Here is an 11,397-nt window from a genome sequence, read left to right as displayed (position 1 = left end):
AGCTGTCGGCGGAGAATCCCAGCGATGACGAATTGAGGTATCAGTCCGCCCGAGCCAATCTGAATACCGGCCTGGCTATCGGGCTCAAGCAGGAAATGATGCCCAAAGCAGCCGACTACACTACGAAAGGCCTCGACATCCTGCGGCCGTTGGCCACGCGGAACCCGGCCTACCGGCCACAACTGGGCGAGTGGATCCTGCACCCCGCCATCGACTTCCAGCTCAGCATCGACCGGAAACCCCAAGCGGTACAGCTCGCTCAAGAAGCGGTCAACATCTTCACCGAACTCAACCAAACCGACCCCGCAACCTACGGCCCGAAACTCGCCGCCGCGAAAAAGCGGCTCGACGAACTCCAACACTAGCTAAATGAGAACGAGAGCGGGCCGCCCAAAACGGACGGCCCGCTCTCCGCAGCTCCGCCGCAAGAGCAGCCGCGGCATGCCCACACAGACCCCAACCCGGCAGCACGGACACGAGCGGGACGTGGAGCACCACGGTCCGCGCACAGGTTCGCCCGCTCCAAGAGATCCAGCAGCGAGGCCCCGTACGCGGGTGGTCATGAAAGCCAGGTCCCGCGACAAACTCTTCAACAATGCAAGGAGAGCTGAACCGGCATGAGGCCGAAGAACCTCCGGGAACACAGCCTCGGCCCGCGCCAGCCTCGCCCTGCTCCACTCCACCGACGTCTGCAACCACGTCGCCCGACGCGGCGGAACCCGACGCAGCACTGTCTTCCCCGAACGCTGGACCTCCAGCAACACACCCAACAGGAGAGCCGAGTTTCCGCAGGGCCACATGCTGGACCCGACTAGCCGTCATGCGTGGCTCTGGCCTCTGTGGTGACAGATCCCGGCGCACAACAGGTGACATCTATCGTTCACAGTCACAACTGTGCCCGTGGGGTGAAGAAAATGGTGTCCATGGCACTGCTTGGCGGTGCTCCTTCGCTCCGGATTGCGTGCACAAGCTAGCGACGATGCAGGTTCCCACGCCGACCGGTTGACCTCTCGCGAGCCTCCTGATTTCTTTCTCGGCTCGGCTGCGCGTCTTTCACCCGCCCGAGGCGAGCCGGCGCAGCAAGGACGACAGCCCTTCCGGAGCACGCCCGGTCAGCCGCGCGCTGGTGTGCACGATCGCGTCCGGTTCCACCCCGATCCGGTATCCACCTGCCGCGAGCCGTCGCCACAGTGAGTGGTCTTCGCCGGTGGCTACCCGGCCGAAGCCGTTTACCGCGGTGTATGCGTCGGCTCGCACGGCGAGGTTCGCGCCGTACACGTTTTCCGCTGTGTCCACGATTTCGCGGTACCGGGCCGCTGCGCCCAGTCCACCTGGGACGGTGCCGGCCAGGTGTGCGGGGCCGGTCGTGGCGTGCCAGCCGCGTCGGGCGCGGGCGAGGTGCCGCGCTGCCCAGTGCGGGTCGACCTCGGTGTCGGCGTCGGTGTTGAGCAGCAGCGTCTCTCGCGTGGAAAGCCGGGACAGCGCCGTGCGGCAGCCGAGGTCGCGAATCTCGCCGATCGTGCGCGGCGTGTTCGTGACCACGACCTCGGCGAGCGGCCGGGCTAGGGCGGCCGTGTCGTCGACGCAGCGGTCGGCGACGACGACCACCGTGCGTTCCACCGAGACTGGCAGCCGCAGCAGTGATCGCCGTACGGCGTGCAAGCACTGGGACACTGTCGCGGCCTCGTCGCGCGCGGGCACGACGACTCCGACGGCGGCGATCACCGCCGCCTCAACACGTCCAGGCGGAACCGTTCGTCCGAGTGGGAGACCAGCGTTTCCAGCGCGGGATGCGCGGCGAGGCGCTCGTGGACTCCGGCACCGTCGTGCGGTGCCTCGGGCGCCCACGGCAGCCAGTGCACGGCCACCAGGTCACCGCCGGGGCGCAGTGCGGCTACGGACGCTTCGATCGTCTTCTCGAGGTCTGCTTCGTCGAGGTAGTAGAGCAATTCGCTGTACACGAACAAATCCACCGGTCCGGACGGCAGCGCGTGCGGGACAAGTCCCTCGCGGACCTCCGCCTCCGGCACCGCCGTGCGCGTCCGTTGCGCGGCCGCCGGGACCGGGTCGAACGCGATCAGCCGATCGCATCGCCGGGCCAGTTCCCGCGTGAGCACGCCGGTGCCGCAGCCCGGTTCCACGACGGTGCCGTAGCGCTCTCGCGGCAGCGACGCCAGCAGCAGTGACCGTTTCCGCCGCTCATACCAGCTGGTTTCGACCTGCCACGGGTCCTCGGCGTCCTGGTACAGCGCGGCGAACCGTTCGACCGGGGCCGAGGTTTCGGGCGGCTGCCGGAAGAACGTCTCGACCGGGCGGCGAAAATGTGCCAGGACCTCGGCGGGGAGGATCGGGTCCTCGCCGCGGGGGCCGGGCCGCAGCTGCGTGGTGAACTCGCCGATGGCCGCGGCTTTCGCCCCGCGCTCGGCGGGCGTGAGCCGGTAGGAATACGCCTGCCGCCACGGGATGTCCGGTGCGTCCGGCTCCCGCCAGTGCCACATCCAGATCGGATACGACCACCGGTGCGCCGAAGCCGGAGCAGCCGCCAGCGCCGCTCGTCCCGCGGCCTGGTGGTCGGGATGCGGATCGTCGGGCCACGGCATCAGGCACAGATCGCGGCCCGCGGCGTAGTCCCGGAGGGCGTCGGTCAGTTCCCCGGTGCAGGGCGTGAGGCCGGAGTCGGGAAGGCCCAGCCAGATCGGCTCGACGTCGAGTCCTTGCGCGGCAAGGGAACGCTCCAGTTCTTTGCGTCGCGCGCGGCCCAGCTCGGCGCGTTCCGCGGAACCCGATTCGGGGAAGGCCGCTTCGCCGTCGGTGGCGACGACCAGCGTCACCTCGGTGCCGCTCGCGTGCAGGTGCTGGAGCAGCCCGCTCGCGCCGAGCGTTTCGTCGTCGGGGTGCGCGGCCACGACCAGCACTCGCCGGAACTCTTGCTCCGGCCACGCGGGGAAGGTGCGCGTCCACTCGTCTTCGGGCACGAACGGCCTCATGCCCGCCCCTCCGCGAGCACGGCCCGGCCCAGCGCCGCGAGGTCCCGTTCGCCGTGGTGCTGGCGGATGAACACCTGCAGGTCCGCCACCTGCTGCGCGAACCGGCGGTCCCGGCACAGCAGCCCGGGCCCGGTGATCCGCGGCGCGCGGTCGACCACGTCGCGAGCGGTCCGTTCGACGCTCGCGCGGCAGGTGTCGTTCTCCAGCCCTGGGTCGGCGGCCCGCTCGATCGTTCCCGCGGTGGCGGCGAGCAGTTCCTCCGAGGCCCGCAGCGCCGCGTGGAGCGCACCGAGGTGTGCGAGCTGGTGCTCGTCGGCTTTGGCCTGCAGGCTGTCGCGCACGCTGTCGACCACTCCCGCCGCACCGCCCAGCCAGACCGCGGCGACCCCGGTGCCGCCGAGCACGAACCCGCGTCGCGCGACGTACCAGCCTGGCGGGCCGACTTCGCGCAGCACCGGGACGTCGTCGAACACCACGTCGCCGCTGTCGGAGGCGTCCATGCCGAGCGATTGCCAGGCCCCGGGACACCGCTGGACGCCTCGCGCGGTCAGGTCGACCTCCACGAGCTGGTCGCCGGCCACGACGAGCGCGCGGTCCAGGAGAGTGAGCCCGGAGCAGAACCGGGTCGAGCCGGACAACCGTCCGTTGTGGAGTTCGGAGCCGGTGCCGCTCGATTTGGAGGCCCACACGCCGTACAGGGCCAGAGGTTCCGCCGGGAGACACGCTTCGGCGAGGATCGCGACCGCGTCGGTGTGGCCCTCGGCGAGCCGGCCCAGCGCGAGATCGCGGCGGCCGAACCCGGCGAGCGCGCGCCATCGCTGCAGCAGCGCACCGCCACCCGGCAGCGGAAGGTCCAGCGCGCCTGTGGTGAGCATTCTCCGCAGCTCCCCGCCCAGCGTTTCCGGGGTGCGGGGGAGTGGAAGCGGCTTGGGCGGAGCATCGTCCAAAAGGGTCATCGGGCGTCCTCCAGGCGACGGCGCTTCCGGATCAAATCGCTGCCTCGTTCGTAGTCTTCGTCGGCTTCGTGGGTGAGCACGCCCACCACGACGCCGGCGCGCTCGTACCACACGGTGAACGCGCCGCCGTCGCGCGAAGCGGGCCATGCGCGGTCGTAGCCGTCGCCCCACGCGGCGTACTTGACGGTCCGCTCGCCGATCTCCGACCAGAATCCCGGCACGGCGTCCCACGCCGCGTCGGCACCCGCGGCCGTGCGGCCGGCGATTTCTCCCATGGCCAGCCCCTCACCCCAATGTTCGACGGGCAGCGCCCGTCCGGCCGCGATGTTGTGCGCGAGGGCCACGTCCCCCGCAGCGAAGACGCCCGCGCGGCTGGTGCGCATGCGTTCGTCGGTCCGGATCCGGCCATCCTCGATCGTCAGGCCGGCCTTCTCCGCGAGTTCGACGCGCGGCCGGACGCCGGTGGCCAGAAGCACCAGGTCGGTGTCGAGGTCGTCTCCGGTGTCAGTGCGCACACGCTGTCCGTCGGAGAGGGAAGCCAGGCTGGTTTCGCGCAGCAACTCGACCCCTTCGGCATCGAGCCAGCTCGCGATCAACTCCCCGGCGTCCTGGCCGAGTCGTTTCCGCTGCGGGACCGGGTCCGGACACAGCATGGTGACGCGCAATCCCAGCCGGGACAAGGAAACCGCTGCCTCGCACCCGATGAATCCGGCGCCGACGACGACCGCCCTCTCGGCGTCCGCGGCAGCCGCGCGGAGTTCCGCGGAGCTGCGGCGCGACCTGAGCAGCCGTACCGCTTTGTTCTCGGCACCGGGCACGTCCGGCCGCATCGGCTCGGCACCGGTGGCGAGCACGCACTGGGTGAACGGGTGGACCTCGCCCGCCGCCGTGCGCACTTCGCCGTCGCCCAGGTCCACGACCAGGTCCCCGAGCGCCAACGCGATGTCGAGATCCTCGAAGACCTCCTTGTCCGCTAAGGAGATCTCGCTCTGCGTCTTCTCCCCGCGCAGATAGTCCTTCGACAACGGAGGCCGCTCGTAGGGCGGGTCGTCGTCGGCGCTGAGGAGCCGGACCTCCCCAGTCCCGCCGGATTCGCGATAGGCGCGAGCGGCTGAAACACCTGCCGGTCCGCTGCCGATCACCACGAGCTGCTCTGTACCCATGATCACCGGGTACCCGTTCTTCGGTGCCGGAACACGCGACGCGCCCCGGCGGCGAGCGCTGCGAGCGCGACTGGCCTGGCTTCTGCCTCAAGACTTCCGATGTCGAACCTGTGAAATCCGCCCCGTGCTGGCGTCCAGGATGGACTGCCTCGGTGCCTCCGCGTCCTCCACCCCCGGGTACACCGGCGTGATGCGGTCCACTTCGCTGGTCGAGCAGCACCGGCTCGCGACGCGACCGTCCGCTCCGCGTCGCGGGGACTCGCCTGGGAAAGGCCGAGTTGCTCCCCGGCCGTAGCGTTCGGGGCTAGCCGCGCGGTCTCCCGGTTTCGGCGGTGCGCTGGAGCACGACAAGTGCGACGTCGTCCTGTGAGGGCCGGGACCCCACCAAGGCGGCCATGATGCGGGCGCAGGCCCGTTCCGGGTCTTCCGGCCGGAGGGATTGGGCGAGCAGGTGCATGCCGGTGTCGACGAACTGGCCGCGGCGTTCGACGAGGCCGTCGGTGTAGAAGGCGGCGACGGCTCCGGGCGGGAGTTCGACGGTGGTGGTGCGCCGCTGGACGGAGGTTCCGAGGGTGAGGCCGATAGGCGGGTCGGGCGGGGCGGGGACGAACTCGGCTGGCGCGTCGGCCGAAGCGACGACGGGCGGGAGGTGTCCGGCGAGGGAGAGCGCCATGGTCGCGTGATCTGGCCTGAGGATGCCGTAGGCGACGGTGGCCATCACGCCGTGTTCGAAGTGGTTGGCTTTGCGGTCGAGTTTGGCGAGGACTTCGGCGGGGTCGTCGCTGTCGAGCGCGTAGGCGCGCAGTGCGCTGCGGAGCCGTCCCATGATGACGGCGGCGTCGAGTCCGTGCCCGGACACGTCGCCCATCACGATGCCGGTCTGGTCGCCAGGGAGGCGGAAGACGTCGTACCAGTCGCCGCCGAGCCCGTTTTGGGCACCGGGGACGTAACGGGCGGCCAGGCGGATGCCGTCGATGAGGGGCAGGACGCCGGGCAGGAGGCTGCGCTGCAGGGCGATGGCGGCGGTCTGGTTCTGGTGCCCGGTCTTCGCTTGCAGCACGGCGGCGAGCCGGTCGGCGAGCAGCCGGAGGGTTTCGATGTCGGTGGTGGTGAACCGGCGCTGGCGTACGGATCCGACGTGCAGCACGCCGACCAGTTCGGATCCGGCCAGCATGGGCACGCCGAGCATGGTGTGCAGGCCGCGTTGGGACAGCAGGGGGTTGACCACGGTGGTCGTGTCGACATGGTCGATGATGACGGGTTCCCGGCGCTCGGCGACGGTTCCGGCGAATCCCGCGCCGACCGGTACTTGGACCCCTTGGTAGACCTCTTCCTCGATTCCGGCGGCGGCCAGGGCGACGAGGCGGTGCACGCGGGATTCGTGGCGCAGGACGGTGGCGGTGTCGACGTGGAGGACAGTGCAGGTCCGGGCGAGGATTTTCGCGAAGTCGTCGGTCTTCCCGGGGTCGGTGTCCAGGATCTCGGCGAGCCTGCGTCGGGATTCGGGCTCCGAGATCAGATGCGGCATGCAGCGACGGTAACCGAACCGCCGCGCTTCGGCCTCACCGCGTTACGCCCCGTCCTGGGGTGCGCCCGGCAGCGGGGCGGTGCCGAAGTCGGCAAGACGTGCTCCGGGCCAGGCCGGGCTTCGTGGATGATGCGAGTGCCGTCGGCGGAGCGCCGGGCAAATCTCACATGCATGACACGTCATGCTGATCTCAAGCGAGGCCGGGGGGTCGCATCGGCGGGCCGGATACCGCGGATCGGCGAGTGCTGTCGACCCTTGCCGCTGGGCAGCGTGGAGTCGATCTCGATCGTGCGCCTCATCGGTCGCGTCAGCGGGCTGGCGGGTCGGGGTGCTGGTGGGACGGTGAGCAGAAGGTGGTCGCGTCGGTGCGAGGAGTTGTCGGGGGCGGGCAGGGTGTCGGCGAGTTCTCCAGCTAGGGCGCGGAGTTGTTATTCGATTCCTGCGATCGCCGTCGTTGGAGGGCGAAGGCGTGGCCAGCGCTGATGCAGTAGACGAGCATCAGCGCGCCGACGTCAGTCACCGGCTAATCCTGTCGCAGCCCTGGTGAGCGTGATAACCCTGCGACGTGCGGCGCGGGCCCAGCTTCTCGATGGGCATCAGCCCCCGCCCCCGCCATGACCGCGCCGAACCGGGACGGCGAGGCTTCCACCGGCCGCGGCCGGCCACCACGACGGCCACCATGTCGGCCTCGCTTTGCCATGCGGGTCGAACACAGGGTGCGGGGCGTCGGCAGGGCAGGCGTGATCGACTACGTTGGCCAGCACCGCGTACATCGCGAGCCCGACGCCGTCGGCGACCTCCCGCGACCGGCACATCGCCCGAGCTCAGCGCAGTACCGCGGCCCGGACCGCGCGATCTGCGCGGTCACGGCGCACAGCATGGAGATGAAGGCCTGCTCGGCCGGATCCTGCCGGTGCGGAGTCGTGGCCGGAACCTGAGTCGCTCACCCACCTGGGCCTGCCGCGTCGGCCGTTCGCGCGAGAAATCGCAGCCGCGCGGCCGGCGGTGGGTCGATGAGCAGCTGACGTCCGAAGCTGCCGCCCACTTCAAACGGGCGAAGTGGCGGTGCAGTGCGACGTGCGCGGATGCGTCAAGCATTCGGCGAGGGCGTCCGAGCGGGGTCTGGGCGTCGGCCGCCGAAGGAGGGGTACCCGCGGAGCGGACCAGCCAACCGCTGTGTCCGGCTTCGGCGTGCGGACCTGCGTGAAGGGACGCAGCCCGTGATGTCGCTGCTTCCGCCTGTCCGTCGCGGTCCTCGGCGTCTCCACTCCGCGCGGCACCGGATGAGCCGATCGGCGATGAACGAACCCCGGACCCCGGATGTCGACGCCTCCGCTGCCGGCCTCCGGGACGGAGCCTCCGGTACGCGGCAGGTCTCTAGCTGAACACCACCGATCGCAGCAGAAGCTTGTCCGAGGCGTGGCCGCCGTCGGGGCGCAAGCTGAAGTAATCGTCGCCCTCGCAATCGCTGTTCTTGAACACCACTGCCCGCGAGCCGGTGCTGTTCGTCGGCCGGAACGCGTAGGCGTTGTCCAGGTCGGCGACCTCCGGGATCTCGATGCACTCGCCGCTGGGCGGATCGATCAGCGAACTGGACTGGAGGGCCCCGTCGTCGTCGAGGTAGCGGTAGGTGAACTCTCCTTCGGCCGCCGAGGCGACGCCGGGAATCGTGAAGAGCAGGGCGAAAGCGCTGACGATGGCGGGCACCACGGTGCGTGTGCGCATCAGGGACGCATCCTCTCAATGGCAGGGCTGACTGCCTCAGAGTGCCTCCCCGCCCACGGCAACAGGCTGGCACCACTCGTTCACGCGACAACCTGTCACCACTCCAGGTGGTTGCGCTCAACCCGACACGACTGCCGACCGCGTCCTGATCGTCGCGGTTGCGCGACGAGTGGCAATCGGCCCGGGCACTCGATGACGGCTGCGAGCGGGTCGTTGCTGAACCTCTTGCCAAGTAGCGAACCGGTCTCGAACGACGCGTCGACCAGTTTCGGCGTCCGCGCGTGGGGCTGAGCGTCCCGCTGTCCCTCGGCTACCGGGCACCGGTGACCGCGTCGAGGACGGCGAAGGGTCGGACGGGATGCCGTCAGCCCTTCCTTTCTGCGAGCGTTGGGACAACTGCGATGGTCAATAGCGCACACAGTCACAGCTGTCACTGGCCTGGTGCCGTAGGCCGTTTTCGTGCTGGGTTCTTGGCGTATGCGGGCAGGATGGTGCGGCGGTGCTCCCGGTGCCTCGACAGGGAGCACCGCCGCTGCTGGCCGCTTAGGCCCGGTGGTCAGTGGAAGCGGAAGTCGGCGATGTGGGTGGTGCCGTCGGTGAGTGCGACTCGCAGGTGGCGGCAGGTGCGGTCCCAGGCCCGGTCGGTGGTCCAGTTGTATTGGTAGCGCTCGTCGGCCGGGTCGTAGGTCAGGGTTCCGGTGGTGGGCTGCGGGCTGCCGATCAGCGTGCCGGTGGCGCAGTCGTACTGCTGGCTGGAGGGCGAGCCGGCCGGGAAGACGGCCAGGCCCTGGTTCCCGCCGAGGCTGAACTTGACCGGCACGTGGCTGCCTGCTTCGCGGTCGTTGACCGCGGGCGGGTTCTGAACCGGCGGGAAGAACCCGGTGAAGGCGAACGTGTAGGCGTAGAGGTCGGCGGGGCTGGTGACGCTGGTGCCGGTCGGGGTGGTGACGGTGACGTCCACTGGGCCGACCGTCGTGCTCGCGGGCGCGGTGGCGGTGATGCTGGTGTCGCTGGCGACGGTGAACGAGGACGCCGGTGCGGTGCCGAAGGTGACGGCGGTGGCGCCGGTGAATTTGGCGCCGGTGATCGTGACGGTCGTGCCGCCGGTTTTCGGGCCGCTGGACGGGGTGATCGCGGTGACGGCGGGTTTCGGGGCGGGGATGGCGGCCCAGTCCTCGGGGGCGGCGTCGAACATGGTGTTGGTGAAGATCCGGGTCCGGTCGCTGCCGTCGGGGTTCATCGTGAGCAGGCCGTTGTTGTCCCTGAAGAGGATTTTGGTGCCGTCGGGGGACCACACGGAGGCGGTTTCGGTGTTGTTGGCACCGGAGATGTTGGTCTGGCCGGTGCCGTCGGCGTTGGCGGTGTAGATGTGGTCGCCCAGCGGGGAGAAGTTGAGCGCGGTGAAGGTGATCTTGGCTCCGTCCGGGGACCAGTTCGGGCTGGACAGGCTCTGGCCCGGGATGCTGGCAAGGGTGGACTGTCCGGTGCCGTCGGGTTTGACGGTGCCGATGGTCCCGTCCGAGGCGGTGTAGGCGATCTTGGCGCCGTCCGGGGACCAGTTGGCCTGGAAGCCGCTCACGCCCAGCGAAACCGGGGCGGTGCCGTCGGCGTTGATGACTGTGAGGGCTCCGCCGGTCCGGTAGACGAGCTTCGTGCCGTCGGGGGACCAGGCCAGGGTCTGGCCGTCCGCGCCGGCACCGGAGGTGATCTGGGTGATGCCGGTGCCGTCCGGGTTCATGACGTGGACCTGGAGGTCGGGGCTCCCGACGCCGCGCTCGAACGCGACCTTGGTCCCGTCGGCGGACACGCGCGGGGCGGTGGCGTTGCCGCCTGCGGTGACGGTGGCGACCGCGGTGCCGTCCGGGTTCATCGAGTAGATCGTGCCGTTGCCGGTGAAGAAGATCTTGCCGTTGGTTCCGGGGAACGCCGCCTGCGCGGGACCGGCCGTCACCCCCGCGACGGCGGCGGCCAGCGCGCAGCCCGCCGTGAGCGCGGCCAGACGGCGTAGTGTCCCGAGTCGGTGGATGCGGGCTCTTCGCTCGTGCTGAATCTGTTGTGGCATCACGGTTCCTCCTTCGACGCCCTGTCGGCGGCCCGTTGCCGCGACTCGGCAGGACGCGCGCTCGATGAGCCGAGGGCCCGCCTCGCGGGCCCTGGCGGATACACCCGGCATCACGCGGCATGCCGGGCAGGCAATGCGGGTTTCCCCGCCCCCAGCCGGAAAAGGGATTCCGGCGCGGTCACGGTGCGGGCCGGTTGCCCGCGCTCCCGTCCGCGGGAACGCCCTACCCCGGACGGGCGCGGTGCGGTGCTGAGCCGGTTCAGGCGATGCCGGTGGCGTAATTTCCTTTCCGGCGACCGCGATTTCCGCGCTCGTCGGCCGGGATTCCGAACCAGCTCTCGCCGCCGTCCCGCGGCGGACGGCCGTACAACTGAGCTGGAAGTGAATTCTTCGCGCGGCCCGAACCTTGGCTGCCAACGCTGTTCTGTTCCGGCCTGCCGCGAAAAAGGCCGATTCCGCTGGGGACATTGTCGTCGACGGTCGACCTGAAGCCCACCCGCGAGCGGTGCCCCGGACAACTGCCGCCGAAATTCGCGCCTACACTGTCCCGCACGCCCAAGGGCGGGTCAACGGCGAACCCGCAACGGCGCAACGGGCGGAACCGAACGGGTGACGGTCGATTGCGTCACGCGCAAATTTCCGTGCCGCACGCGATCTCCGCGCGAAGAAATTGAATTCCGGCCAACACGCCCACTGTGATCGAAAACGCGCAGGTTGAATCGTCAACAGGTGAGCCGGCGACTTTGCGGACAACGTTGACAACGCGCGATTTCCGAAAAGTCGAGGGGTGACCGCGACATGATTCGCGGGCGAGGGCGTACGGCAAGCAGCCAGCAAATGAAGAACGCGATACCGATCCGGGCCGGGCATGCCCGCGGGGGGGGGGGGGGGGGGGGGGGGGGGGGGGGGGGGGGGGGGGGGGGGGGGGGGGGGGGGGGGAGGGGAGGGGGGTGCTTGGGGTTCTGTTTTTTGGGTT

The 11,397-nt window shown here is 70.0% G+C and carries 8 protein-coding genes; 1 reads left to right on the top strand and 7 read right to left on the bottom strand.

Annotation, left to right across the window (positions count from 1 at the left end):
- A partial coding sequence (locus ACZ63D_RS18800) for a hypothetical protein (RefSeq protein ID WP_465355592.1) occupies positions 1–365 on the top strand: 365 nt, incomplete at its 5' end.
- A gap of 688 nt (positions 366–1,053) precedes the next feature.
- Here the strand turns inward: ACZ63D_RS18800 and ACZ63D_RS18795 are convergent.
- The 7 genes from ACZ63D_RS18795 to ACZ63D_RS18765 form a co-directional block, all read right to left on the bottom strand.
- On the bottom strand, positions 1,054–1,725 hold the full coding sequence (locus tag ACZ63D_RS18795; RefSeq protein WP_465355591.1) for a glycosyltransferase family 2 protein: 672 nt from the start codon (positions 1,723–1,725) through the stop codon (positions 1,054–1,056).
- Positions 1,722–2,987, bottom strand: a complete 1,266-nt coding sequence (locus ACZ63D_RS18790; RefSeq protein ID WP_465355590.1) for a PIG-L family deacetylase — start codon at positions 2,985–2,987, stop codon at positions 1,722–1,724. Before ACZ63D_RS18790 ends, ACZ63D_RS18795 begins: the two co-directional genes overlap by 4 nt.
- Positions 2,984–3,862 (bottom strand): acyl-CoA dehydrogenase family protein, encoded by an 879-nt coding sequence (locus ACZ63D_RS18785; protein WP_465355589.1) that lies wholly within the window; start codon positions 3,860–3,862, stop codon positions 2,984–2,986. The genes ACZ63D_RS18790 and ACZ63D_RS18785 overlap by 4 nt, the downstream gene beginning before the upstream one ends.
- A 77-nt stretch (positions 3,863–3,939) precedes the next feature.
- Complete coding sequence (locus tag ACZ63D_RS18780; RefSeq protein ID WP_465355588.1) at positions 3,940–5,106, bottom strand: NAD(P)/FAD-dependent oxidoreductase; 1,167 nt, start codon at positions 5,104–5,106, stop codon at positions 3,940–3,942.
- 304 nt (positions 5,107–5,410) lie between these two features.
- Positions 5,411–6,634 carry a PP2C family protein-serine/threonine phosphatase gene (locus ACZ63D_RS18775; protein WP_465355587.1) on the bottom strand — a complete coding sequence of 408 codons (1,224 nt, stop codon included), beginning with the start codon at positions 6,632–6,634 and terminating at the stop codon, positions 5,411–5,413.
- Positions 6,635–8,011: 1,377 nt separating this feature from the next.
- Complete coding sequence (locus ACZ63D_RS18770; RefSeq protein ID WP_465355586.1) at positions 8,012–8,359, bottom strand: hypothetical protein; 348 nt, start codon at positions 8,357–8,359, stop codon at positions 8,012–8,014.
- Positions 8,360–8,915: 556 nt separating this feature from the next.
- Entirely contained in the window at positions 8,916–10,421 is a 1,506-nt protein-coding gene (locus ACZ63D_RS18765) for a PxKF domain-containing protein (protein ID WP_465355585.1), read from the bottom strand.
- Between the last annotated feature and the right edge of the window lie 976 nt (positions 10,422–11,397).

It is taken from the genome of Amycolatopsis sp. NPDC104775 (genome assembly GCF_055583325.1).
Note: the sequence above shows the minus strand (reverse complement) of the source record. Positions and strands in the feature narration are given on the sequence as shown.

Bases quoted from the DNA above. Each gene is read 5' to 3' on its own strand.
- ACZ63D_RS18790 (WP_465355590.1), bottom strand. From the start codon at position 2,987: ATGAGGCCGTTCGTGCCCGAAGACGAGTGGACGCGCACCTTCCCCGCG.
- ACZ63D_RS18785 (WP_465355589.1), bottom strand. From the start codon at position 3,862: ATGCTCACCACAGGCGCGCTGGACCTTCCGCTGCCGGGTGGCGGTGCG.
- ACZ63D_RS18780 (WP_465355588.1), bottom strand. From the start codon at position 5,106: ATGGGTACAGAGCAGCTCGTGGTGATCGGCAGCGGACCGGCAGGTGTT.
- ACZ63D_RS18775 (WP_465355587.1), bottom strand. From the start codon at position 6,634: ATGCCGCATCTGATCTCGGAGCCCGAATCCCGACGCAGGCTCGCCGAG.
- ACZ63D_RS18770 (WP_465355586.1), bottom strand. From the start codon at position 8,359: ATGCGCACACGCACCGTGGTGCCCGCCATCGTCAGCGCTTTCGCCCTG.
- ACZ63D_RS18765 (WP_465355585.1), bottom strand. From the start codon at position 10,421: ATGCCACAACAGATTCAGCACGAGCGAAGAGCCCGCATCCACCGACTC.